Source organism: Amycolatopsis coloradensis, assembly GCF_037997115.1.
GTDB lineage: Bacteria > Actinomycetota > Actinomycetes > Mycobacteriales > Pseudonocardiaceae > Amycolatopsis > Amycolatopsis coloradensis_A.
Genome location: NZ_CP150484.1, coordinates 2,973,285 through 2,996,457, shown reverse-complemented (window position 1 = coordinate 2,996,457; position 23,173 = coordinate 2,973,285). Strand labels below are relative to the sequence as shown.

The 23,173-nt window shown below is 69.9% G+C and carries 27 protein-coding genes and 1 pseudogene; 7 read left to right on the top strand and 21 right to left on the bottom strand.

Annotated elements, in window-relative coordinates:
* Positions 1-23 precede the first annotated feature (23 nt).
* The 4 genes from LCL61_RS14285 to LCL61_RS14270 form a co-directional block, all read right to left on the bottom strand.
* Positions 24-878, bottom strand: a complete 855-nt coding sequence (locus tag LCL61_RS14285) for a xanthine dehydrogenase family protein subunit M (RefSeq protein WP_340687270.1) — start codon at positions 876-878, stop codon at positions 24-26.
* Positions 875-3,313: a xanthine dehydrogenase family protein molybdopterin-binding subunit gene (locus LCL61_RS14280; protein WP_340687269.1), complete on the bottom strand. Its 2,439-nt coding sequence runs from the start codon at positions 3,311-3,313 to the stop codon at positions 875-877. Before LCL61_RS14280 ends, LCL61_RS14285 begins: the two co-directional genes overlap by 4 nt.
* Positions 3,313-3,843 (bottom strand): (2Fe-2S)-binding protein, encoded by a 531-nt coding sequence (locus tag LCL61_RS14275; protein WP_340687268.1) that lies wholly within the window; start codon positions 3,841-3,843, stop codon positions 3,313-3,315. The genes LCL61_RS14280 and LCL61_RS14275 overlap by 1 nt, the downstream gene beginning before the upstream one ends.
* Before the next feature lie 187 nt (positions 3,844-4,030).
* Positions 4,031-4,969: a threonine ammonia-lyase gene (locus tag LCL61_RS14270; RefSeq protein ID WP_340687267.1), complete on the bottom strand. Its 939-nt coding sequence runs from the start codon at positions 4,967-4,969 to the stop codon at positions 4,031-4,033.
* Between the two features lie 70 nt (positions 4,970-5,039).
* Here LCL61_RS14270 and LCL61_RS14265 point away from each other — a divergent pair, with 70 nt between their 5' ends.
* Entirely contained in the window at positions 5,040-5,519 is a 480-nt protein-coding gene (locus LCL61_RS14265; RefSeq protein ID WP_340687266.1) for an Lrp/AsnC family transcriptional regulator, read from the top strand.
* Here the strand turns inward: LCL61_RS14265 and LCL61_RS14260 are convergent.
* Genes LCL61_RS14260 through LCL61_RS14245 form a run of 4 tightly spaced genes read right to left on the bottom strand, consistent with a single transcriptional unit; the run spans position 5,497 to position 9,557 of the window.
* Positions 5,497-6,609, bottom strand: coding sequence for an XdhC/CoxI family protein (locus LCL61_RS14260; RefSeq protein WP_340687265.1), 1,113 nt, complete (start codon positions 6,607-6,609; stop codon positions 5,497-5,499). The two genes, LCL61_RS14265 and LCL61_RS14260, sit on opposite strands and share 23 nt — an antisense overlap.
* Complete coding sequence (locus tag LCL61_RS14255; protein WP_340687264.1) at positions 6,602-7,702, bottom strand: vWA domain-containing protein; 1,101 nt, start codon at positions 7,700-7,702, stop codon at positions 6,602-6,604. The genes LCL61_RS14260 and LCL61_RS14255 overlap by 8 nt, the downstream gene beginning before the upstream one ends.
* Before the next feature lie 19 nt (positions 7,703-7,721).
* A complete protein-coding gene (locus LCL61_RS14250; RefSeq protein ID WP_340687263.1) occupies positions 7,722-8,933 on the bottom strand; it encodes an FAD-dependent oxidoreductase in 1,212 nt (403 codons plus the stop codon).
* 57 nt (positions 8,934-8,990) lie between these two features.
* Positions 8,991-9,557, bottom strand: a complete 567-nt coding sequence (locus tag LCL61_RS14245; RefSeq protein WP_340687262.1) for a TetR/AcrR family transcriptional regulator — start codon at positions 9,555-9,557, stop codon at positions 8,991-8,993.
* A gap of 101 nt (positions 9,558-9,658) precedes the next feature.
* On the opposite strand from LCL61_RS14245, the gene LCL61_RS14240 reads away from it, so the two are divergent.
* Entirely contained in the window at positions 9,659-10,678 is a 1,020-nt protein-coding gene (locus LCL61_RS14240; protein ID WP_340688582.1) for an aldo/keto reductase, read from the top strand.
* Positions 10,679-10,681: 3 nt separating this feature from the next.
* Here LCL61_RS14240 and LCL61_RS14235 read toward each other — a convergent pair whose 3' ends face one another.
* The 11 genes from LCL61_RS14235 to LCL61_RS14185 all read right to left on the bottom strand — a co-directional run bounded on the left by LCL61_RS14235 (position 10,682) and on the right by LCL61_RS14185 (position 19,135).
* Positions 10,682-11,554: a MoxR family ATPase gene (locus LCL61_RS14235; RefSeq protein WP_340687261.1), complete on the bottom strand. Its 873-nt coding sequence runs from the start codon at positions 11,552-11,554 to the stop codon at positions 10,682-10,684.
* A gap of 31 nt (positions 11,555-11,585) precedes the next feature.
* On the bottom strand, positions 11,586-12,155 hold the full coding sequence (locus LCL61_RS14230) for a nucleotidyltransferase family protein (protein WP_340687260.1): 570 nt from the start codon (positions 12,153-12,155) through the stop codon (positions 11,586-11,588).
* Positions 12,148-12,954: an IclR family transcriptional regulator domain-containing protein gene (locus LCL61_RS14225; protein ID WP_340687259.1), complete on the bottom strand. Its 807-nt coding sequence runs from the start codon at positions 12,952-12,954 to the stop codon at positions 12,148-12,150. The genes LCL61_RS14230 and LCL61_RS14225 overlap by 8 nt, the downstream gene beginning before the upstream one ends.
* 171 nt (positions 12,955-13,125) lie before the next feature.
* Complete coding sequence (gene pcaC / locus LCL61_RS14220) at positions 13,126-13,530, bottom strand: 4-carboxymuconolactone decarboxylase (protein WP_340687258.1); 405 nt, start codon at positions 13,528-13,530, stop codon at positions 13,126-13,128.
* Positions 13,527-14,342, bottom strand: coding sequence for a 3-oxoadipate enol-lactonase (pcaD, locus tag LCL61_RS14215; RefSeq protein WP_340687257.1), 816 nt, complete (start codon positions 14,340-14,342; stop codon positions 13,527-13,529). The genes pcaC and pcaD overlap by 4 nt, the downstream gene beginning before the upstream one ends.
* On the bottom strand, positions 14,335-14,883 hold the full coding sequence (gene pcaG, locus LCL61_RS14210; RefSeq protein WP_340687256.1) for a protocatechuate 3,4-dioxygenase subunit alpha: 549 nt from the start codon (positions 14,881-14,883) through the stop codon (positions 14,335-14,337). Before pcaG ends, pcaD begins: the two co-directional genes overlap by 8 nt.
* A complete protein-coding gene (pcaH, locus tag LCL61_RS14205; RefSeq protein ID WP_340687255.1) occupies positions 14,883-15,617 on the bottom strand; it encodes a protocatechuate 3,4-dioxygenase subunit beta in 735 nt (244 codons plus the stop codon). Before pcaH ends, pcaG begins: the two co-directional genes overlap by 1 nt.
* Positions 15,618-15,645: 28 nt before the next feature.
* Positions 15,646-16,824, bottom strand: a complete 1,179-nt coding sequence (locus tag LCL61_RS14200) for a thiolase family protein (protein WP_340687254.1) — start codon at positions 16,822-16,824, stop codon at positions 15,646-15,648.
* Positions 16,821-17,576 (bottom strand): CoA-transferase subunit beta, encoded by a 756-nt coding sequence (locus LCL61_RS14195; RefSeq protein ID WP_340687253.1) that lies wholly within the window; start codon positions 17,574-17,576, stop codon positions 16,821-16,823. Before LCL61_RS14195 ends, LCL61_RS14200 begins: the two co-directional genes overlap by 4 nt.
* Positions 17,573-18,382 carry a CoA transferase subunit A gene (locus tag LCL61_RS14190; protein WP_340687252.1) on the bottom strand — a complete coding sequence of 270 codons (810 nt, stop codon included), beginning with the start codon at positions 18,380-18,382 and terminating at the stop codon, positions 17,573-17,575. Before LCL61_RS14190 ends, LCL61_RS14195 begins: the two co-directional genes overlap by 4 nt.
* A 219-nt stretch (positions 18,383-18,601) precedes the next feature.
* Entirely contained in the window at positions 18,602-19,135 is a 534-nt protein-coding gene (locus LCL61_RS14185) for a hypothetical protein (protein ID WP_340687251.1), read from the bottom strand.
* Positions 19,136-19,172: 37 nt separating this feature from the next.
* On the opposite strand from LCL61_RS14185, the gene LCL61_RS14180 reads away from it, so the two are divergent.
* Together LCL61_RS14180 and LCL61_RS14175 are read left to right on the top strand one after the other, a co-directional pair.
* Entirely contained in the window at positions 19,173-20,138 is a 966-nt protein-coding gene (locus tag LCL61_RS14180) for a D-glycerate dehydrogenase (RefSeq protein WP_340687250.1), read from the top strand.
* Positions 20,135-21,259 (top strand): glycerate kinase, encoded by a 1,125-nt coding sequence (locus tag LCL61_RS14175; RefSeq protein WP_340687249.1) that lies wholly within the window; start codon positions 20,135-20,137, stop codon positions 21,257-21,259. The genes LCL61_RS14180 and LCL61_RS14175 overlap by 4 nt, the downstream gene beginning before the upstream one ends.
* Positions 21,260-21,271: 12 nt before the next feature.
* Here LCL61_RS14175 and LCL61_RS14170 read toward each other — a convergent pair whose 3' ends face one another.
* On the bottom strand, positions 21,272-21,583 hold the full coding sequence (locus tag LCL61_RS14170) for a hypothetical protein (RefSeq protein ID WP_005153325.1): 312 nt from the start codon (positions 21,581-21,583) through the stop codon (positions 21,272-21,274).
* 96 nt (positions 21,584-21,679) lie between these two features.
* Positions 21,680-21,880 (bottom strand): annotated as a pseudogene (locus tag LCL61_RS14165) (hypothetical protein); the annotation flags it as partial.
* Between the two features lie 172 nt (positions 21,881-22,052).
* On the opposite strand from LCL61_RS14165, the gene LCL61_RS14160 reads away from it, so the two are divergent.
* Genes LCL61_RS14160 through LCL61_RS14150 form a run of 3 tightly spaced genes read left to right on the top strand, consistent with a single transcriptional unit; the run spans position 22,053 to position 23,168 of the window.
* Positions 22,053-22,508, top strand: coding sequence for a GtrA family protein (locus LCL61_RS14160; protein WP_340687248.1), 456 nt, complete (start codon positions 22,053-22,055; stop codon positions 22,506-22,508).
* A gap of 10 nt (positions 22,509-22,518) precedes the next feature.
* Complete coding sequence (locus LCL61_RS14155; RefSeq protein ID WP_340687247.1) at positions 22,519-22,869, top strand: YidH family protein; 351 nt, start codon at positions 22,519-22,521, stop codon at positions 22,867-22,869.
* A complete protein-coding gene (locus LCL61_RS14150; RefSeq protein ID WP_340687246.1) occupies positions 22,866-23,168 on the top strand; it encodes a DUF202 domain-containing protein in 303 nt (100 codons plus the stop codon). Before LCL61_RS14155 ends, LCL61_RS14150 begins: the two co-directional genes overlap by 4 nt.
* The last annotated feature ends 5 nt before the right edge of the window (positions 23,169-23,173 follow it).

Here is a 23,173-nt window from a genome sequence, read left to right as displayed (position 1 = left end):
GGGCCGACCTCCTCTCTCTGTATCTAAGAACCCGCCGCGGCGAGGACCGCCCGGCCGGTCAGCACCCGCGCGAGGTGCTGCCGGTATTCGACGTCGGAGTTGCCGTCGGCCGTGGGGTTCGTGCCCTCGGCCGCGCGTTCGGCCGCGCCGCGGATCGCCTCGGCGGTGGCCGCGCAGCCGACCAAGGCCTCCTCGACCCCGGCCGCCCGTACCGGGGTCGAGCCCATGTTGGTCAGCGCGACCCGCGCCTCCTCGATGGTGCCCGCCTCGGTGCGGACACAGGCCGCGACCGCGACCATCGACCACGCCTGCGCGACCCGGTTGAACTTCTCGTAGTGGGCGTGCCAGCCGGTGTGCTTCGGCACCCGGACCTCGACCAGGAGTTCGTCCGCGGCGAGCGCGGTGGTGAACATGTCCTGGAAGAAGTCCGCAGCGGCGACCGTCCGCCGTCCGCCCGGCCCGGCGACGACGAGTTCGCAGCCGAGCGCGAGCACGGGAGCCAGCAGGTCACCGGCGGGATCGGCGTGCGCGAGGGCGCCGCCGAACGTGCCGCGGTGGCGGATCTGCGGATCGGCCACCGTGTCGGTGGCGGCCTTGAGCAACGCGGCGTGCTCGGCGACCAGCGCGTCCCGCTGGACGTCGTAATGCGTGGTCATCGAGCCGATCACCAGCACGTCGCCGTCTTCACGGACGCCGCGCAGCTCGGCGACCTTCCCGAGGTCCACCAGCGTGGTCGGCGTGGCGAGCCGCATCCTCAGCACCGGCAGCAGGCTTTGCCCACCCGCCAGTACCTTGGCGTCTTCGCCCGCCTCGGCGAGCGCGCTGATCGCTTCGTCCACTGTGGACGGGGCGACGTACTCGAACGGGGCCGGGATCACTGCGCACCTCCGGTGGCGTCGATCGAACCGAGACCGCCACCGGCTTCGGAGCCCAGCCCGCCCGCGGCGGCCGACCCGTGCTGGATGGCGTGCCAGACCCGCATCGGGGTCAACGGCATTTCGATGTCGTTCACCCCGAAGTGCCGGACGGCGTCGATGACGGCGTTGACCACCGCCGGGGTCGAGGCGATCGTGCCCGCCTCCCCGACTCCCTTGGCGCCCAACGGGTTCGTCGTCGACGGTGTCTCGGTGCGGTCGGTGGTGAAGCTGGGCAGATCCGCCGCCGACGGGAGCAGGTAGTCGGCGAAGGTCCCCGTGGTCAGCGTGCCGCCTTCGTCGTGGACGGCCTCCTCGAACAACGCCTGCGCGATGCCCTGCGCGAGCCCGCCGTGCACCTGGCCCTCGACGATCAGCGGGTTGACGGCCACGCCGACGTCGTCGACGCAGACATAGGAGCGCAACCGCACGCGCCCGGTCTCGGTGTCGACCTCGGCCGCGCACAGATGCGTGCCGTGCGGGAACGAGAAGTTCTCCGGATCGAACGTGTCCGACGAATCCAGCGACGGTTCGACCCCGTCCGGCAGGTTGTGCGCCGAGAACACGGCCCACGCGATGTCCTGGATGGACGTCGAGGAATCCGTGCCCTTGACCGAGAACTTGCCCGCCGAGAATTCGAGGTCGTCCTCGGCGCACTCCATCAGATGCGCCGCGATCGGCTTGGCCTTGGCGAGCACCTTGTCCGCCGCCTTGACCACCGCGATCCCGCCGACCACCAGCGACCGGGAGCCGTAGGTGTCCAGGCCCTTGTGCGAGGACTGGGTGTCGCCGTGGATGACCTCGATGTCCTCGAACGGGACGCCGAGTTTGTCGGCGACGATCTGGCTCCACGCCGTCTCATGGCCCTGGCCGTGCGCGGAGGCGCCGGTGATGACCTCGATCTTGCCGGTGGGCAGCACGCGGATCTCCGCGTGCTCCCAGCCGCCCGCCGCGTAGTCCAGCGAGCCGAGCACCCGCGACGGCGCGAGACCGCACATCTCGGTGAACGTCGAGATGCCGATGCCGAGCTGGACCGGGTCGCCCGATTCCCGCCGTTCCTTCTGCTCGCGGCGGAGCCCGTCGTAGTCGAAGAGCTCCTTGGCCTTGGCTGTCGCGGCCTCGTAGTTGCCCGAGTCGTAGGTCAGCCCGGCCACCGTGGTGAACGGGAACTCCTCGTGCTTGATCCAGTTCTTCTCGCGGATCTCCATCGGGTCCATGCCCAGTTCGACGGCGAGTTCGTCCATCATCCGCTCGATCCCGAACGTGGCCTCCGGCCGCCCGGCGCCGCGATACGCGTCGGTGAGCGTGGTGTTGGTGAACACGTTGGTGCAGGCGAAGTGGTACGCCGGGAACTTGTAGATCGCGTTGAACATGAACGCGCCGAGGATCGGCACGCCGGGGCCGACGAGGCCGAGGTACGCGCCCATGTCGGCGAGCAGTTCGACCTTCAGGCCGGTCACCGTGCCGTCGCGGTTCGCGGTGATGGTGATGTCCTGGATCTGGTCGCGGCCGTGGTGCGCGGCGACCATCGTCTCCGAACGGGACTCGGTCCACTTGACCGGTTTGCCCAGCCGCTGCGCGATGAGCGTCGACATCATCTCTTCGGGCAGCACGGCGATCTTGCCGCCGAACCCGCCGCCGACGTCGGGCGCGATCACCCGCACCTTGTGCTCGGGAAGACCGAGCGTGGCCGCGGTCATCGTCTTGAGGATGTGCGGGACCTGGGTGGCCGACCACATGACCAGCTGGTTGCCCGTCGGGTCGACCACGCACGCCCGCGGTTCCATGAACGCCGGCACCAGCCGCTGCTGACGGAACCGCCGCTTGAGCACGACTTCGGAGTTCGAGATCGCGTCTTCGACACTGGAACCCGTTCCCGCGTCGGCGGAATCGAAGACCCAGAACGCGTTCCGGTTCGTGGCGAGATCCTCGTGCACCAGCGGCGCGCCCTCGGCGAGCGCGTTCTCGAGGCCGAGGACGACCGGCAGTTCGTCGTAGTCGACGTCGATCATTTCGAGGGCGTCGTGTGCCTCGGCCGAGGTGCGGGCGACGACCACCGCGACCCCCTCACCGGCGAAATTCACCGTGTCCGAGGCGAGGATGGGCCGCCTCGGCGACTTCATGTCCGGCGTGATCGGCCACGCGCAAGGCATCCCGATGGCGCCCTCGGGGTCGAGGTCCTTCCCGGTGAACACCGCGACCACACCGGGCGCGGACTTCGCCTCGGTGACGTCGATCGAGACGATCTTGGCGTGCGCGAACGGGCTGCGGAGCACCGCGAGGTGCAGCATGCCGGGCAGGGTCAGGTTGTCGGTCCAGCGGGTCCTGCCGGTGATGAGGCGCTCGTCCTCCTTGCGGCGACGGGACTTGCCGACCTCCGGTTCGATCGTGGAGGTCATCACTCACCACCCGCGCCGACATGGGAAGCGGTGTCCGAAGCGAGCCGCTCGGCCTCGGGACCGGCGCCGGGCCGCATCTCGTGGGCGGCGTCGCGCACCGCGCGGACGATGTTCTGGTAGCCCGTGCAGCGGCACAGGTTGCCTTCGAGGCCTTCACGGACCGCCTGCTCGTCCGGATCGGGATTGTCGGCGAGCAGGTCGATCGACTGCATGATCATGCCGGGGGTGCAGAAACCGCACTGGAGCGCGTGGTTCTCGTGGAAGGCCTTCTGAACGGGATGCAGTTCGCCGTCGCGGGCGAGTCCCTCGATCGTGGTGACCTCGCAGCCGTCGGCCTGGACCGCGAGTACCGAACAGGATTTCACGCTGTGCCCGTCGAGGTGGACGGTGCAGGCGCCGCAGTTGCTGGTGTCGCAACCGACCACGGTGCCTACCTTCCCGAGCCGTTCGCGCAGATGGTGCACGAGGAGGGTGCGGGGCTCGACGTCGTCTGTGTAGCTGGTGCCGTCGACGGTGACGGTGATGCGCATCAGGCCTCCAAAAGCAAGAGAAACCCCGCGCTGGTCCGGGGGTCGTTCGGGAACGGCCGGTCATTCGGTTGTCACGGACCGACCCCGGAGCGACCGTGATCGGACTCACAGCCGAGGGTGCTACGCTGGCCCCCTCCAGATCAACCCCCGCCGGGGGGTCTTACCGACTCGTGACTGGTTAGGACGGTTAGAACCGTCCTAGCCACTCACGAGGCCAAGTCGCGTTCGCGCCGGTGATCACGGTGGCGACCAAGTCCCCCGGGATGTCGTGCACGGTCAGCGCGGCCAGGCCGGCAGCGCCCGCGGGTTCCGGGAGCACACCGAGGGTCTCCGCGCCCAGTCGCATGGCCGCGCGCAGATCGTTGTCCTCGACCAGTACGAAGTCGTCGACCAGCGACCGCATCCGCCGGATGGATTCGGGTTCCGGGGTGCGGATCGAGATGCCACCGGCGAACGAATTCACCCGGTCGACGGTGACCGGCTCACCGGCCCGCCAGCTCGTCGCCATCGCCCGCGCCGACGTGGTCCCGACGCCGACGACCCGGACGTCCGGTGTGTGCGCCTTGAGCCAGAGCGCGACGCCGGCGATCAGCGCGCCGTCGCCGACCGGAAGCACGACCGTGTCGATCCGGCCCGCCTCCGCCAGTTCCAGGCCGATCGTGCCCGCCCCTTCGGAGATCGCGGGCTCACGGCCATCGACCACGAAGACACGGTCCGGCGCTTCGGCGGCGAAGGCGGCCGCGGCGTCCTTCGCCTCGCCCTCCACCCGGCGCACCCTCGCCCCCAAGGTCTTCATCCGCCGCAGTTTGACCGGGGAGATGTCGGCCGGGACGAACACCTCGGCCCGCAAACCGCGCTTCCTGGCGGCGAAAGCGACGGCCTGCCCGAAGTTGCCGCTGGTCCCGCACACCATCGTGGTGCCCGGCTCCAGCCCGGCCGCGAAGTAGTCCGCGCCCCGGCCTTTGAAGCTGCGCAAGGGATTCAGTGTCTCGATCTTCACCAGCACGTTCCGGCCGAGCCGCTCGTTCAGCTGTTCGTCGCCGTACTGCGGGGAGTCCAGGAAAACGGGATCGATCACCTTCGCCGCCTCGGCGACGTTGTCCAGCTTCAGGTCGATGTCGGTCATGACGTTCAAGCTAGGCGGGGAGCCGATCATGGCGATTGTAAATTTTCCCGTCCGCGTGCAAAAATCTTGCGTGCCTCTCGACGAGATCGACCATCGGCTGCTCGACCTCGTCCAGGCCGACGCCGCCCGCCCCCTGCACGATCTGGGCGACGCCATCGGCCTCTCCCCCAGCGCGGTCCAGCGGCGGCTGACCCGGCTGCGCGCCGCGGGCGTGATCCGCGCCGAGGTCGCCGTGCTCGATCCGGAGACGCTCGGCGCGGGGATGACGTCGGTCATCCTGGTCGCGCTGACCGACGACGACGAGAAAAGCCACACGGCCTTCCGCGAGCGCATGCTGGCCGAGCCCCGCGTCCAGCACTGCTACAGCATCGTCGGGCAGTGGGACTACGTCGTCGTCCTGCTCACCCCGGATCTCAAGGCGAGCCGGTACCTGTCCAGGAAGCTGTTCGACAAGCACGTCAAACGGTTCGAAACCCTGCCCGCCTTCGAAGTGGTCAAGTCGAGTCAGGCGATCCCGGTGCCCGGCGTCAGCCGTGGATCCGGCCGCTGAGCTCGGCGAGCCGCGAGCCAGAACCGCTCCACCGCAGCGCGATGATCTCCGCCGCGATCGACACCGCGGTCTCCTCGGGGGTCCGCGCGCCGAGATCGAGGCCGATCGGCGAGGACAGCCGTTCGAGTTCCGCCTCGGTGACCCCGGCTTCACGCAGCCGCGCGAACCGGTCGTCGTGGGTCTTGCGCGAGCCCATCGCGCCGACGTAGCCGACGTCGAGCCGCAACGCGACCTCCAGCAGCGGCACGTCGAACTTCGGGTCGTGGGTGAGCACGGCGATCGCGGTGCGGCCGTCGACCCGGCCGGCTTCGGCCTCGGCCTTGAGGTAGCGATGCGGCCAATCGACGACGACCTCGTCCGCGTCGGGGAACCGGCTCTTCGTCGCGAACACGGGCCGCGCGTCGCAGACCGTGACCTGGTAGCCGAGGTACGCGCCCATCTTCGCCATCGCGGCGGCGAAGTCGATCGCGCCGAAGACCAGCAGGCGCGCGGGCGGTTCGAAGGAATTGACGAAGACCGTCATCCCCTCGCCGCGGCGCTGCCCGTCCGGCCCGTAGTGCAGGGTGCCCGTGCGGCCGCCGGCGAGCATGCCGCGCGCGTCGTCGACGACGGCGTCGTCCATCCGCGACGAACCGAGTGACCCCGCGACACGATCAGGCCAGACGACCAGATGCTCGCCGACCAGACCGTCCCGTTCGTGCTCGATCACCGTGACCACGGCGACCGGCTGTCCACTGTGGACCGATTCGACGACCTCTCCGAGCTCCGGCATCGAGTCGCGGTCGATGTGCTGGACGTAGATGTCGATGATCCCGCCGCAGGTCAGCCCGACGGCGAACGCGTCGTCGTCGGACACGCCGTAGCGCTGCAGCACGGGCGCGCGTTCGGCGACCACCTGCTGTGCGAGCTCGTAGACGGCACCTTCGACGCAGCCGCCGGAAACGCTGCCGGTGACCGTGCCGTCCGGGGCGACGAGCATCGCCGCGCCCGGGCTCCGCGGCGCCGACGAGAACGTCGCCACCACGGTGCCGACCCCCACCGTCTCGCCTGCCGCCCAGCGGCGGTGCAGTTCGTCCAGTACGTCACGCATCGGCGATCTCCACCAGCAGTCGTTCCAATGTGGCCAAGCTGTGCCCGGCGAGCAGCCGATCGAGGTACGGGAGCGCGGCCACGATGCCGGACTGCACGGGAGCGTAACCCGCCCGCCCCGCGTGCGGATTCACCCAGAATACGACGTGCGCGAGCCGCCGCAGCCTGGCTAGCTGCTCGCCGAGCAGGCCGGGGTCGCCCCGTTCCCAGCCGTCGGAGAACACGGTGACCACGGATCGCCTGGCCACACCGCGTTGTCCCCACCGGTCGAGGAACGCCCGCAGGGTCTCGCCGAGCCTCGTCCCGCCCGCGAAATCGGGGACCGCGGCGGCCGCGGCGAGCATCGCGTGCTCCGGATCGCGCAGGCGGAGCTGGCGGGAGACCCTGGTGAGCCGGGTGCCCAGGGTGAACACCTCGACCCTGCCCGGAGCGCGCCGCGCCACGACGTGCGCGAACCGCAACAGGGAGTCGGCGTACGGCCCCATCGAGCCGGAGACGTCGATCAGGAGGACCACGCGGCGCGGTTTGACCCCCTTCCGCCGGTACGCCAGGCGCACGGGCTCGCCGCCCCCGGCCAGCATGGCGCGGAGCGTGCGCGACGGATCGAGCGTGCCCCGCCGGGCCGCGCGGCGGCGTGGGGACGACCGCAACGGGAGCGCCGGGCGGAGTTTCGCGAGCAGTTCCCGCAGGTGAGCGCGTTCGGCGACACTCAGGCCGGCGAGATCGCGGTGCCGCAGGACCTCTTCTTCGCTCGCCGCCACGCGGAGCTCGTCGGGATCCGCGGCGGATTCGCCTTGGCCCGCCTGCGCGAGTGTGGCGATCCTGGCGCGCTTCGGGGCCGCTTCCCGGCCGCGCCGCCGTGACCCGGTTTCCTTTTCGGCGAACCAGCCGTCGAACGCGGCGTCGTAGCGTGGAAGGTCGTCGGGATCCGCGCACAGCGTCAGCCGTCCGGCCCAGTACAGCTGGTCCGGATCGGCCAGATCGATCTCGCCGACGGCTTCGAGGTACGCCCGCACTCGGTGCGCGTCGCACGGCAAACCTGCTTCGCGCAATGCCTCCGCGAAGCCGACGAAGCCCGCCAGTGGATCGCTCACTCCCCCATTGTGCGCGGGGTCAGCGGCGCGCGAAGACCGGGGTTTTCTCGCGCAGGGGGCCGATGCCACCCATGAAGGCGGCGAGAGCGGTCAGCTGCGGAAACCGGTCCGAAATCCGGAGCGGGAGCGGCACGGTCCGCTCGTTCAGGGTCCCGTCGAGAGCGGGCTCGATGAGCATTTTGTGCTCCTCCAGCTGCTGCTTCTGGGCGAGCGAAACGGCCACCGATCGCCTGCGCTGCACGCGGGCGAGATCCCGTGCGGTCAGCGTTCCGCGCAGCAGCGGGGCGGCGAGGATCCGCGCGGCCGCGACCGCGTCCTGCACCGCGATGTTGACGCCCATGCCGCCGACCGGCGACATCGCGTGCGCGGCGTCGCCGATGCAGAGCACCCGGCCGGAGTACCAGTGCGGGAGCTTGGACATCCGCACCTTCAGCAGTTTGACGTCGTCCCAGCCGCGGATCTCGCTCAACTGCTCGTCGTTCCAGCCGAACAGGCCGCCGATCCGCTCCCGGAACTTCTCGATCCCTTCGGCTCGGTGCGCGGCGTCCTGCCCCTTCCTGATCAGGTACGAGGTCTGGAAGTAGTCGCCGCGGTCCATCGTCACGCCGGCGAGCCCGCCCTCGAACCGGCCGAACACCTGCGCATCCTTGCCGGTGTCTTCGAGTTTCGGCACCCGGACCCACCAGACGTCCATCGGCACCTCGTACTCCTTCGGCACGAGTCCCGCCTCGGCGCGGATCAGCGAGTCCCGGCCGTCACAGCCGACCACGAGCGGCACGGCCAGTTCCCGCTCCTCGCCGTCGGAATCGCGATAACGCACGCCGCCACCGTCGCGCAGGCCGAGCACCTCGGCCCCCATGCGCAGGGTGAACGTGGGTTCCTCGGCCGCGGCTTCGGCGAGCAGGTTCAGGAAATCCCATTGCGGGACCATCGCGATGTATTTGTGCGGCCCCGGAACGCGGCTGAAGTCGGCGGCGACGATGGTCGCGTCGCCGATCAGCATCCGCATCTTCTCCAGCCGCCGCGACGGCAATTCCGCGAAGCGCTCGCCGAGCCCGAGTTCGTCGAGCAGCATCAGCGTCGGCGGATGCACCGTGTCACCGCGGAAATCGCGGAAGAAATCCTTGTGCTTTTCGAGAACGGTGACCTCGACCCCGGCTCGCGCCAACAGGAGCCCGAGCACCATCCCCGCCGGACCGCCCCCCACCACACAGCACTGTGTACGTTCCATAGTCGAGTTGTAGCGCGTGGAATGGGCCGTCGCCACGTATTCGGCCGCGAAGGGGACCTAGGTCCTGAGGCCCGCGATGAGGACGCCGACCATCTTGCGCGCGTTGTAGCGCGGATCGCTTTCGGCGCCGATACAGAGGTTCCCGACGCCGCGCATGACTTCGAGCGCCTCCAGATCCGAGCGGATCTCCCCCGCCTCCGCCGCCGCGTCGAGCAACCGGGCGCACACCGGCAGGAGGGTGTCGAGGAAGTAGGCGTGCAGCGTCTCGAATCCGGCGTTGTCGGACTGCAGCACCGCCGCCAGACCGTGTTTGGTGACCAGGAAATCGACGAAGAGGTCGATCCAGCGCCGCAAGGCCTCATAGGGGGAATCGCTCGACGCCAGCAGCTCCGGACCGGCTTCGGCGCACGCGTCGACCTGATGCCGGTAGACGGCGACGATGAGGTCGGCCCTGGTCGGGAAGTGCCGGTAGATCGTGCCCATCCCGACGCCCGCCTTGGCCGCGATGTCGCGGACCGGTGCCTCGACGCCCGAGGTGACGAAGACCGCGGCGGCGGCGTCGAGCAAGGTCTTCTCGTTGCGGCGGGCGTCCGCGCGTTTGGACTTGGTGCCCTCTTCACTCATCACGCCACTCCTCTGCCACCGGGCTTGCCAAGCGGAACACTGCTCCGTATCGTTAGCGGAGCAACGTTCCGCTTGCTCATTTTGCCATGGAGGACATCGTCATGCGGTACCGCACCTTGGGCAGGACCGGCGTGCAGGTCAGCACCCTCGCGCTCGGCGCGATGAACTTCGGCGCGATCGGGCGCACCACCCAGGACGAGGCCACCGCCATCGTCGACGCCGCGCTGGCCGGCGGGATCAACCTCATCGACACCGCGGACATGTACAGCGCCGGCCAGTCGGAGGAAATGGTCGGGAAGGCCATCGCGGGCCGCCGCGAGGACATCGTGCTGGCCACGAAGGCGAGCATGCCGATGGGCGACGAGCGCAACCACCAGGGCGCTTCACGTCGCTGGCTGGTCACCGAACTGGACAACAGCCTGCGCCGCCTCGGGGTCGACCACGTCGACCTCTACCAGGTCCACCGCTGGGACCCGAAGACCAGCGACGAAGAAACCCTTTCCGCGCTGACGGATCTGCGACAGGCGGGGAAGATCCGGTACTTCGGTTCGTCGACGTTCCCCGCGTATCGCATCGTGCAGGCCCAGTGGGCCGCCAGCGAACTCCGCCTTGGCCGCTACGTCACCGAGCAGCCCAGCTACTCGATCCTCCAGCGCGGGATCGAAACGCAGGTCCTGCCCGTGACCGAGGAATACGGGATGGGCGTGCTCGCGTGGAGCCCCCTGGCGTCCGGCTGGCTGTCCGGCGCGGTCCGGGAAGGCCGGGAGATCAGCACGAACCGATCGGCCGTCCTGCCCCAGCGTTTCGACCTGGCCCGGCCCGCCAACCAGGCTCGGCTGGAAGCCGTCGAACGGCTGGTCAAGGTCGCCGACCAGGCCGGGCTGAGCCTGATCCAGCTCGCGCTCGGCTTCGTCGTCGCGCATCCGGGGGTGACGAGCGCGATCATCGGCCCCCGCACGCTGGACCACCTCGAGTCGCAACTCGCCGCCGCGGACACCGTGCTTTCCGCCGACGTCCTCGACGCGATCGACGAGATCGTCGCCCCGGGCACCGACCTCGCCCCGGAGGAGAAGCACGACACCCCGCCCGCCCTGCTCGACGCGTCACTGCGGCGCCGCTGACACTCAGGCGAGCAGTTTGTCCAGCTTGGCCCGGACCCTGTCCAGGTCTTCGCTGTACTTGAGGACCGAGCCGAGGGTCCGGGCGGCGGTCGCGGCGTCCAATTCGGACATCCCGAGCGCGAGGAGCGCCTGAGCCCAATCGAGGGATTCCGCCACCCCGGGCGGTTTCAGCAACTCCATCGCGCGAAGCCGGTGCACCGCCGTCGCGACCTGTGCCGCGAGCGCCTCGCCCAGGTTCGGGATCTTGCGGCGCAGGATCTCGATCTCGCGGCCGAGGTCCGGATGTTCGAGCCAGTGATAGAGACAGCGGCGCTTCAGCGCGTCGTGCACCTCCCGCGTCCGGTTGGAGGTGAGCACCACGAGCGGCGGATGCTCGGCGCGCACCTCGCCGAACTCGGGGATCGTCACCGCGTTCTCGTCGAGGAGTTGCAGCAGGAAGGCCTCGAACTCGTCGTCGGCCCGGTCGATCTCGTCGACCAGCAGGACACACGGAGCGGTCTGCAACGCCTTCAGCAGCGGCCGGGAGAGCAGGAAGCGTTCGGTGTAGAGGGACTGTTCGGCGGCCTCGACGTCGAGGCCGCCGTCACCCGCGGCTTCCAGCGCGCGCAAATGCAGCAACTGGCGGGGGAAGTCCCATTCGTACAGTGCCTGCGCCGCGTCGATCCCTTCGTGACACTGGAGCCGGATGAGCGGTATGCCGAGCGCTTCGGCCAGTCCCAGCGCGAGCGAAGTCTTGCCGGTGCCCGGTTCGCCCTCGCAGAACAGCGGGCGGCCGAGCGCCACGGCGAGGAACCCTGCCGTGGCGATGCCGTCGTCGGCGAGATAGCCGACCGTTTCGAGGGCTTCGGCCAGTTTCTCGGGCGATTCGACGGTCACGTGCCGATCGTAAGCCTCGGCGAGCGTGAGATCAGCCCGGAAGATCCTCGCGGCGGTCCACGTCGTGCCCGGTGCCGAGATCGCCGCATTCGACGAGCCGCAGGTCCTGGCGTCCCTTGAGCCAGTCGCGGGCGCCCTTGTCCCCGGACGCGCCCGCCAAGATCTCCGGCCACCATCGGCGGCCGAGTACGACGGGATGGCCGGGAACACCTTCGTACGCGGCGCGCGCGACGGTGACTTCGTCGGCCCCGGCGGCGACCCGGCGGACCACTTCGGCACCGACGCCGGGCAGATCCACGAGATGCACGACGGTGGCTTCGGCATCGGTTCCGGCGAGCGCCCTCAGGCCCGCGCGCAAGGACGCGCCCATGCCGGACTCCCAGTCTTCGGCCACGACGGCGGCCTCGGGGGCGGGCAGGAGCGCGCGGACTTCCGCGGCCGAGGCACCCAGCACCACCCGGACCGGCGCGCAGCCCGCGTCGGCGAGTACCCGCAGAGTCCGGACGACGAACGGCTCCCCATCGAGGACGGCCAGTGCCTTCGGCCCGCCGAACCGGCGCCCCGCTCCGGCCGCGAGCAGCAGCCCGGCGACCTCAGCCATGCCGCGCTTTGGTGGGCGGCGCCGAGGCCAGATCGGTCTCGATGGCGCGTGCCGTCGCGAGCAGGGGTGGCAGCAATTCCTGTTCGACCGACTCACGTGTGGTGCGGCTGGCATGGGTGGAGAGGTTGACCGCGGCCACGACCTTGCCCTGCCGGTCACGGATCGGCGCGGCGATCGAGCGGAGGCCCTCTTCGAGTTCCTGGTCGACCATCGCGTAACCCTGCTCGTAGACCCTGACCAGTTCGGCGAGTAGTTCCTCCGGCCGGCTCTTGGTCCGCGCGGTGAGCTTGTCGAGCTTCGCCCCGGCGAGATAGTCCCGCAGGTCGGCGTCATCGAGGCCGGCCAGTAGGACATGTCCCATCGACGTCGCGTGGGCCGGGAAGCGGGTGCCGACGTTGATGCTGACGGTCATGATCCGCGATACGGCCACGCGCGCGACGTAGACGATGTCCCGGCCTTCGAGCACCGAGACCGAACTCGACTCGTGCACCTCGGCGGAAAGCCGCTCCAGATGCGGCTGGGCGACCTCCGGGAGCGACAGGCTCGACAGATACGAGTAGCCGAGTTCGAGGACCCGCGCGGTGAGCGAGAAGTACTTGCCGTCCGTACGCACGTACCCCAGGTCGACGAGGGTGAGCAGGAACCGGCGGGCGGCCGCCCTGGTCAGCCCGGTCGCGCGGGCGACGTCGCTCAGGGTGAGTTCCGCCGCGTCCGCGTTGAACGCCTTGATCACGGCCAGCCCGCGCTCCAGCGACTGGACATGATGCGCCCCGCGCTCGGTCACCTCGCCTTCGTCCATATGAGAACCCTAGGACGTGTCCGGTAACTCTGTTCGATGGGCTTCGTGATCCAAGTGGTTCCTGACGGTGCGGGCGGTTCGGCCTCGTACCGGGTTGTACTCGGCTGAACCGCCCGTGCCGTCAGGGACCGCTTGGGCGCGAAGACCGCGGACAGAGTCACCGGACACGTCCTAGCGGCCTCCCTTTTCCTGGGCGGCAGGCTCACCGAGTTCGGCCAGGACCCGCTGGGCGACGGCGAACGCGGTGTTGGCGGCCGGGGCACCCGTGTAAACGGCGGTGTGCAGCAGGACCTCGGAGATCTCCCGCGCGGTGAGTCCATTATGGACGGCGGCACGGACGTGCATCGCGAGCTCGTCGTGGGCGTGCAGCGCGGTGAGCGCGGCCAGGGTGACGCAGCTGCGGGTCTTGCGGTCGAGCCCGTCCCTCGACCAGACCGACCCCCAGGCGCCCCGGGTGATGTAGTCCTGGAACGGGCGGCTGAACTCGGTGGTGCGGGCGACCGCCCGATCGACGTGCGCGTCCCCGAGGACCTCGCGGCGCACCTTCATGCCGGTCTCGTACGTGTCGTCGGTCATCGGGCGGCCTCCAGGTGTTCGAGGATCAACGCGGTGAACCGCTCGGGCTGTTCGAAGCTCCCGAGATGCGCGGCGCCTTCGACGACTTCGAGCCGCGCGTCCGGGATGCCGCCCGCGATCACCTCGGCGTGCTCGACCGGGGTGGCCGGATCCTCGGCCCCGGCGATCACCAGGGTCCGAGCCGCGATCTTGGGCAGGTCGCCGACGAGTTCCATCGTTTCGATGGCCTGGCAGGACGACGCGTAGCCCTCGGCGGGGACGCTCGCGATCATCTCGCGCAGATACCCGGCCCGCTCGGGGTGGGCGGCGGCGTAACCGGCGGTCAGCCAGCGGCCGACCCCGGCCTCGGCGACCGCGGCGGTGCCCTTCTCGCGGACCGTCTTCGCCCTGTCCGCCCACATGCTCGGCGGCCCGAGCTTCGCGGACGTGCAACACAGGACGAGGCTCGCGATCCGGTCCGGCGCGTTCACGCCCAGCCACATCCCGGTCATCCCGCCGAGCGAGAGCCCGACCAAATGAGCCCGCTCGGCACCGTGCTCGTCGAGCAGTGCGAGCAGGTCACCGCCGAGCTCCGCGAGGGTGTACGGACCGGGCGGGACAGGTGACGCGCCATGCCCGCGGTTGTCGTATCGGATCACCCGGAAACCCTGTTCCACCAAGGGTTTCACCTGCGGCTCCCACATGCGGTGATCGCTGCCGAGCGATCCGCTGAACACCACGGCAGGGCCGTCCGCGGGCCCTTCCGCGACGCTGTGCACTTTCACCGAACTGTGCACTTTCACCGAACTGTGCACTTTCACCGGCTCAGACATCGAAGAACACCGTCTCTCCCTCGCCCTGCAACCGGATGTCGAACCGGTAGCCGTCTCCGGCCTTGGTGGCGACCAAGGTGCCCCGGCGGGCCTCCGGGACCGACGCCAGCACCGGATCCCCGGAGTTGTCGTTGTCCTCGAAGTAGATCCGGGTGACCACCCGGTGCAGGAGTCCGCGCGCGAACACCGAGACGTCGATATGCGGCGCCTGCGTGCTGTCCGCCGGACCGGGCAGCGAACCGGGCATGATCGTCCGGATCTCGTAGTTGCCGCCCGGATCGGTGGGGCAGCGTCCGAAGCCCCGGAACCCGCTCGCGACCGGCCCGCGCGGGTCGTCGGGGTGATCGAACCGGCCGCCGGCGTCGGCCTGCCAGGTCTCGATCATCGCGTCCGGGACGGGTTCTCCCGCGCCGTCGAGGACGCGGCCGTGGATCCGGACCGCGGCAGGCTCGTCCGCGGGGACGACGTCCGGCCCGTCCGGCCAGGGCAGGCCGATGGACAGGTACGGGCCGACGGTCTGGGAAGGCGTCGTCTCCGGCATCAGTGCTCGTCCTCCTCGTCTTCGAAGACCGAAGCCTCGCGGCCGCGCACGACGATGTCGAACTGGAAGGCCAGCGCCCACTCGGCTTCCGTGCGGTCGAGGTCGAAGCGCGCGATCATCCGCTGCCGCGCCTTCTCGTCCGGGATCGAGTTGAAGATCGGGTCCTGCGAGAACAGCGGGTCTTCCGGGAAGTACATCTGGGTGACCAGCCGCTGGGTGAACGCGCTGCCGAACACGGAGAAGTGGATATGCGCCGGCCGCCAGGCGTTGTCGTGGTTCTTCCACGGGTACGCGCCCGGTTTGATGGTGGTGAAGGTGTAACGCCCTTCGGAGTCGGTGAGCGTCCGGCCCGCGCCGTCGAAGTTGGGGTCCAGCGGCGACGGCCAGCGATCACCGGTGTGCCGGTACCGGCCCCCCGCGTTCGCCTGCCAGATCTCCACCAGCGAATCGCGGATCGGCCGCCCGTCGCCGTCGAGCAGGCGTCCGGTGACGATGATCCGCTGGCCCTGTGGTTCCCCCGCATGCCCCTTGGTGAGGTCGTTGTCGAACTCGCCGATCCGGCCCGGCCCCAGCGCGGGGCCGGTGACCTCGGTCAGCAGATGCGGGAGCACGATCAACGGCTCTTTCGGGTGCCGCAGCACCGTCGACCGATAGCCGGCGTAGTCGAGCGGCGGATGTGTGCCCTCCGGATCGCGCCGATAGCGCGGGAGCCTCAGTTCTGCGGGTGCGGACATGCTGTTCCCTCCAGCGCGGGTCAGTGGGTCACTGGGCTTCGAGGACGACGGCCAGCCCCTGGCCGACGCCGATGCAGATGGCGGCCAGGCCCCACCTGCCGCCGGTGCGGCGCAGGTGGTGGGCCAGCGTGCCGAGGATCCGGCCGCCGGAGGCGCCCAGCGGATGCCCGATCGCGATCGCGCCGCCGTTCACGTTGACGATCTCCGGGTCGAGCTTCGACCAGTCCCGCAGGCAGGCCAGCGACTGCGCGGCGAAGGCCTCGTTCAGTTCGACGGCGGCCAGGTCTTCCCAGCCGATCCCGGCCCGCTCCAGGGCGACCTCCGCCGCGCGCACCGGGCCGATGCCGAAGACGTCCGGGTCGACGCCCGCCGCACCCCGGCCGGCGATCCGGGCCAGCGGGGCCTTGCCGAGCCGCTTCCCCGCTGCCTCGTCACCGAGCAGCAGCGCGGAGGCGCCGTCGTTCAACGGCGACGCGTTCGCGGCCGTGACCGTCCCTTGTGGACGGAAGACCGGTTTCAGCTTCGCGAGCTTTTCCGGGCTGGAATCGGGCCGGATGCCTTCGTCGCGAGTGAGTCCGACTCCCTCGACGGGGACGACGTGGTCGTCGTAGAACCCCTCGTCCCAGGCGCGGGCGGCGTTGACGTGGCTGCGGACGGCGAACGCGTCCTGTTCGTCGCGGCCGATGCCGTAGCGCTCGGCGAGCTGCTCGGTGGACTCACCGAGCGAGACCGTCCACTGCTCGGGCATCTTCGGGTTGACCATGCGCCAGCCCAGCGCGGTGGAGTACAGGGTCTGGTTGCCCGCAGGGAAGGCCTTCTCCGGTTTCTGCATGACCAGCGGCGAGCGGCTCATCGACTCCACCCCGCCCGCGACGGCGAGCGAGGCGTCGCCGACCTGGACCGACCGGCTGGCCTGCATGACGGCGTCGAGGCCGGATCCGCACAGGCGGTTGACCGTGGCACCGGGCACGGACGTCGGCCAGCCCGCGAGCAGAGCCGCCATCCGCGCGACGTTCCGGTTGTCCTCGCCCGCGCCGTTGGCGTCACCGAGCACCACCTCGTCGACGGTGGCCGGGTCGAGGTCGTTGCGCTCGGCCAGCGCCCGCAGGACGGTGGCCGCGAGGTCGTCCGGGCGAACCCCGGACAGGGCGCCGCCGTACTTGCCGAACGGGGTACGGATGGCGTCGAACAGGAAGACGTCGGTCATGCGCTCGCCCTTGTGAGGTCTCGGAGGATGCGGAGTTCTGCCTCGGTCGGCGCCGGGGTGGTTCCCAGGTCGCCTGCCACCTTCAGTTTCCACCCGGTCGCCGCGACGACCTGATCGACCTCGACCCCGGGGTGCAGCTCGGTCAGCGTGAGCTCGGAGGTCTCCGGGTCCGGCCGCATCAGGCCGAGGTCGGTGACCACCAGCGTCGGCCCGGCGCCGGGGAGACCGAGGCGCTCGCGATCGCCCTTGCCGGTGCCGTGGCCGAACGAGGTCACGAAGTCGACCTTCTCGACGAACGTGCGGGTGCTCTGCCGGAGCACCACGAACACCTCGCGACAGGAGGCGGCGATCTCCGGTGCGCCGCCCGCCCCCGGCAGGCGCACCTTGGGATTGGCGTAGTCCGGGCCGATGACGGTGGTGTTGATGTTGCCGAATTTGTCGAGCTGGGCGGCACCGAGGAAACCGACGTCGATCCGGCCCGGCTGGAGCCAGTAGTTGAAGACCTCGGGAACGCTGACCACGGCGTCCGCGGTGTCGGCGAGTTCGCCGTCGCCGATGGACAACGGGAGCCTGCTCGGCTTGGCTCCGAGGCAACCGGATTCGTAGATGAGCGTCAGGTTCGGCGCGTGCCCGCGGCGGGCCAGGTTGGCGGCCGTGCTCGGCAGGCCGATCCCCACGAAACAGGACATCCCGTCGCCGAGCGCGCGAGCGGCGGCGACGCTCATCATCTCGTCGGAGGTGTACTCGGTCATGCCTTCACTCCCGTCAGCTCGTCGAGCCAGCGGGTGAAGCTCTCCCTGTCCCGGCCGATCGCGTCCCATGACTGGTAGGCGTCGTTGTCCCGTTCGTAGTAACCCGCCGCGTACGACGGCCTCGCGCCGCCGGGCACCTCGGCCACGGCGGTGACGGCCCACGACGGCAGCACGATCGCGCCCGGCCGCGGCTCCAGCTCGTCCACGACCTCCTCGACGGTGACCAGTGACCGCTTCGCCGCGAGCACCGCCTCCTTCTGCACGCCGGTGATCCCCCAGATCTGGACGTTGCCGGACCTGTCCGCGCGCTGGGCGTGGACGATCGTGACGTCCGGGTTGAGGGCGGGCACGGCGGCCAGCCGCTCACCGGTGAACGGGCAGGTGATGGGTTTGATCGTGTCGGTGTGCGCGGCGAGATCCGTGCCGGTGTACCCGCGCAGGACGGCGAACGGCAGGCCTGAGGCACCGGCGACGTACCGATTCGCCATGCCCGCGTGACTGTGTTCCTCTATCTCCAGTGGTACCGGCCAGGAATGCTGGACCGCGTCACGGAACCGGTGCAGCGAGCCGACTCCGGGGTTGCCACCCCACGAGAAGATCAGCTTGCTCGCACAGCCCGCGCCGATGAGCTGGTCGTAGACGATGTCCGGGGTCATGCGGATCAAAGTCAGGCCGGTGCGGCGCTGGCGGATGATCTCGTGACCGGCGGCCACGGGGATGAGGTGCGTGAAGCCCTCCAGCGCGACGGTGTCCCCGTCGTGCACCAGCCGTGCCACGGCCTCCTTCAACGACAGCAGCTCAGCCATCCCCACTCCCGGCTTGTTCGTATCGCGCACACATGTTCTGCATATGAACATAGCATGGTTCGGCAGGCCCGCGCACTCCTTCTTTGGGCGACGATCACCGCCGGACGTCATGAAAGGGGCGTTCAGGACACTTTTCGTCCCGAACACCCCTTTCATGACACACGCACCGCGACGACAGCGGTGGGATCCAGTCCGGCACCGCCGGGAAAGGACTCCGGCTCAGCTGATCCCACTGCCGGGCGGGAACCATTCGACGGCCTTGTAGTCCCCTGTCTCGACCGTCTCGAACGGAGCACTGCTCATACAGGGCGGCACGACGGACTTGTGCTCGGGATCAGGACCCCAGCTGTAACCGAGCCTGTCGCGCCTGCCGTTGTCGAACACCGTCATCCCGACCCGGCGGTCCTTGAGGCCGGGGACGTCCGTGCCCTCGACGATGCCGGTGACCACGGCGACCGGGCCGCCGACGACAAGGCAGTCGATCCTGCCCCGGAAGCAGGCGGAGAACCCGCCGCCGACGTGACTCACCCGGAACGTCCCCCGGCTTTTCGGGAAGAGACCGTGCGCGTCGAAGGCGAACCGGACGTCCTGGCCGCGACGCCGACGGCGGCGAGTTCTCGTGATCGTTTCATGTTCCACCCCCGGAATCCCCTGCTCGCGGAACTTTTCCGCGCTCATCACCATCCCGGGGCGTCCGAGGGTGACGACTCCCCCGCGCAGGGGAAGCGTCTCCCTCATAGCGGGGATTTCCATGTTTGGGATACCAACCGGCGCACACTAGGCTGAGGAGGTGACCTCGAAGATCGCGGTGACCCGGTGGATCCCCGACGAAGCGCTGAAAGTGCTCGCCGAAGCCGGGGAGGTGAAACTGTCGCGCGCCGACCGCCCGCTGACGCGGGACGAACTGCTCGAGTTCGTCCGGGGTGCGTCCGCGATCGTCGGCATGCTGCACGACCGGCTCGACGGCGAGGTCGCCGACGCGGCGGGCCCGGAGCTGAAGGTCGTGGCGAACGTGGCCGTCGGCTACGACAACGTCGACGTCGCGGCGCTGTCGGAGCGCGGGATCACCGTCACCAACACCCCCGGTGTGCTCACCGACGCCACCGCGGATCTGGCGTTCGGGCTGATCCTCACGGTCACGCGGCGGCTCGGCGAGGGCGAACGGCTGCTCCGCTCGCGCACCCCCTGGTCGTTCCATCTGGGCTTCCTGCTCGGTTCCTCGCTGCGGGGCAAGACACTCGGGATCGTCGGGCTCGGCCAGATCGGGCAGGCGGTCGCGCGGCGGGCACTGGGTTTCGGCATGCGGATCGTCTACTCAGGACGATCGCGGGCCGCCGGAGACGTCGAGAAGACCCTGGGCGCGGAGTACGTGTCCTTCGGCGAACTGGTGAGAAGCTCCGACGTCGTGTCGCTGCACTGCCCGCTGACGCCCGAGACCCGGCACCTCATCGACGCGGACGCGCTGAAGTCGATGAAACCGGGCGCGTACCTGATCAACACCACACGTGGCCCCGTCGTCCACGAGGCCGCGCTGGCGGACGCGCTCGAAGCGGGCGAGATCGCCGGAGCGGGCCTCGACGTGTTCGAGGCCGAACCCGAGATCGAACCACGCCTGCTGAACCGTGAAAACGTCGTCTTGACGCCGCATCTGGGATCGGCGACGGTCGAGACCCGTACCGCCATGGCCGTGCTCGCGGCCGAGAACGTCGCGTCGGTGCTCACCGGCGGAAACCCGCTGACGGAGGTTCGTCCATGACTCGCGTGGTCATCGCGCCCGACAAGTTCAAGGGAAGCTTGACCGCGGTCGAGGCCGCGGAGGCGATCGCCCACGGCGTCCGCGACGCGCTGCCCGGAGCCGAGGTCTCCTCCTGTCCGGTCGCCGACGGCGGCGAAGGAACGCTCGACGTCCTCGTCGCGGCAGGTGGCCATCTCGTGGAACTCCCGGTCCGCGGTCCGCTCGACGACACCGTCGACGCGCGCTACGTGATGCTCGACGGAACCGCCTACATCGAATCGGCCCGCGCGTGCGGCATCGAATTCGTGGAGCCGAGCCCGGAAGTGGCGCTGGCCGCGCACACCTGGGGTGTCGGCGAACTCCTCGCGCACGCGCTCGACAACGGCGCGCGACGCCTGGTGCTGACCGTCGGCGGAACGGCGAGCACCGACGGCGGCGCCGGGATGCTGGCGGCGCTGGGTGCCGGGGTCTTCGACGCGTTCGGCGCGCCGGTCGGGCTCGGCGGCGGCACGCTGGGCCGTGTCGCACTGGCCGAACTCGGCCCGGTGCGCGAACGGCTCGGCTCCGTCGACGTCGCCGTCGCCACCGACGTGACGAACCCGTTGCTCGGGCCCCGTGGCGCGGCCGCGATCTTCGGCCCGCAGAAAGGCGCGGGCCCGCGCGAGGTCGAGCGACTGGACGAGTCCCTGTCCCGCTGGGCGCAGGCGTTGCGGAACGCCGGGGCCCCCGATGTCTCCGATCTTCCCGGGGCGGGCGCGGGCGGCGGGGTCGCCGCCGGCGCGATCGCGGGACTCGGCGCGAGCGTCGAATCCGGCTTCCGGCTCATCGCCGGGCTCACCGGGGTCGCCGACGCCATCGAACGCGCCGACCTCGTCATCACCGGCGAGGGTTCGCTGGACGAGCAGAGCCTCGACGGCAAGGCTCCGGCGGGCATCGCGGCCCGCGCGCAGGAGCACGCGGTGCCGCTGATGGTGCTGGCCGGACGGATCCAGCTGGACCAGAGCCAGCTCGCCGGCCTCGGGGTCGTGGGCAGCGCCGCCCTGATCGACCACGCGCCTTCGCTCGACCACGCGCGTGCGCACGCGGCGGAACTCCTGCGCGAGCGGGCCGGCGAGCTGGTCCGCGCCTGGGCCCGGACTTAAGACCCGCCTGGCTCAGCTGCCAGGCTGGGGCTGAGCCTGCGGGAGTACGGCGAAGGCGACTTCGCCGGTTTCGTCCTGCTGGACGTCGAGCACCTTGTCGTCGAGCAACGCGGCGGCTTCCGGCTCCAAGAACACCTTCGGGCCGCCGTCGGCGCCGAGTACCTTGTCGCCGCTTTCAGGTTCGGGGGCGACGGAAACCGCGAGCTGGGGACTGTCCCCCTGCTGGGAATGCATCGCGAACCGCAGTCCGCCCCCATCCTGGCCGTTCTCCTGGCCGGTCAGTGCGGTGATCGCCTCGGCGGCGGCTTCGGTGACTGTCAGCATCTCTGCCCTTCCTTCGTCGCGGTCTTGCACTTGACCGACCACGCTAGGGGCTGTCGGCACAGCCCGCCGTCTGAGTGAAGATCACTTCTCGCCGACGTCCGGCTCCTCCTCGGCCAGCCGCATGGCGTGCGACTCCCCTTCGCGGATCTCCGCGGGCGTTGTCCCGAAGCGGTCTGCCCCGCTCCAGCGCTCGGGCGGTTCTACGCCTTCTTCGAGCGGGTCGACGCGGAGTTCGTCCTCGTCGAGTGCCTCGCTGGGATCCAACGTTTCCGGCTCCGCGGTCTCCCGGTCGCTCATCGGCCGCTCCCTCCTGGTCGGACGTTGGCCGGGGCGTGCTGTACTCGACCCGGTCCCTGTGGCTTACCCGGCGTCTCCGCAGGCCAAACGGCGGCGCTGTCGCGGGGATCACAGTTTCTCAGGCGGTTCATTACCTTCACAAGTTTGTAAAACTAGGAGTAGCGTCGTCGGTATGACCACCACCAGGTGGGCGCCAGGGCACCGGATCATCCGGCGCGCGCCGGAGCGGCATCACGAACTCGGCAACCATGCCGCTTGGTACGTCGTCGCCGGCGTCGCCGCCACCGGCCTGCAGGCGGTGTTGTTCCTTGTCCTGCAGCCGATCCTCGGCCCCCAGTTCGCCAATCTGGTCGCGCTCGCGGTCACGACCGTCGGGAACACCGAATTCCATCGCAGGGTCACCTTCGCCACCCGGAAGAGCAACGCGGGCAAACGGCATTTCCAGGATCTGGTGACCTTCGCCTTCTACGCCGCGTACGGCTCGATCGTGCTCGCGTCGCTCGACGCGGTGATCACCGAGCCGACCGCACTGGAACAGACAGGCGCCCTGCTCGCGGCCAGCGTCGTGGGCGGCGTCGCGCGCTTCGCGGTCCTTCGCTGGTGGGTCTTCGCGCGCCGGAACGCCTAGTCTCCTTCAAGTGGCAGAGATCAACGGCCCGCACGACGGCGGCTCCGAACCCGATTACCGATTCACGCTCGCCAACGAACGGACCTTCCTCGCCTGGCTCCGGACGGCCCTCGGCCTACTGGCCGGCGGCGTCGCCGTCCATCAGCTGGTTCCCGACCCGAGCGCGTTGAGCACCGTCCTGGCGGGATTGTGCGTCCTGCTGGCCGCCGTCGTCGCGGCGAGCGCGTATCCACGCTGGCGGCAGGTGCAGAGCGCGATGCGCGCGGGACGGCCGCTGCCGAAGAGCGGGATGCTGATCCTGCTGACCGCCGGGATCCTCGCGATCACCCTGACGGCGGCGGCGCTCGTGGTCTTTTCGTGAGCCCGCGCGATCACGGAGCGCAAGCGGAGCGGACCGGGCTGGCGTGGCGCCGGACCGCGCTCGCGGCTACTGCCTGCACACTCCTGCTCTTGCACACAGCGGCCCGGCGGGGCTGGGGGACGGCGGTCGTCCCGGTCGCGTTCGCGGGCGCCATGGTGATCACCTTGGTCGCCACCGGCGCGATCCGTGAACGAGCACTGCGCCGCCCGGGAACCCCGAAACCTCTTAACAGAGTCGTTGCTGTCACGGCATCGGCACTCGTCGTAGCGACAGCGGTCGCGCTGATCGCGGTGCGCTAAGTGGC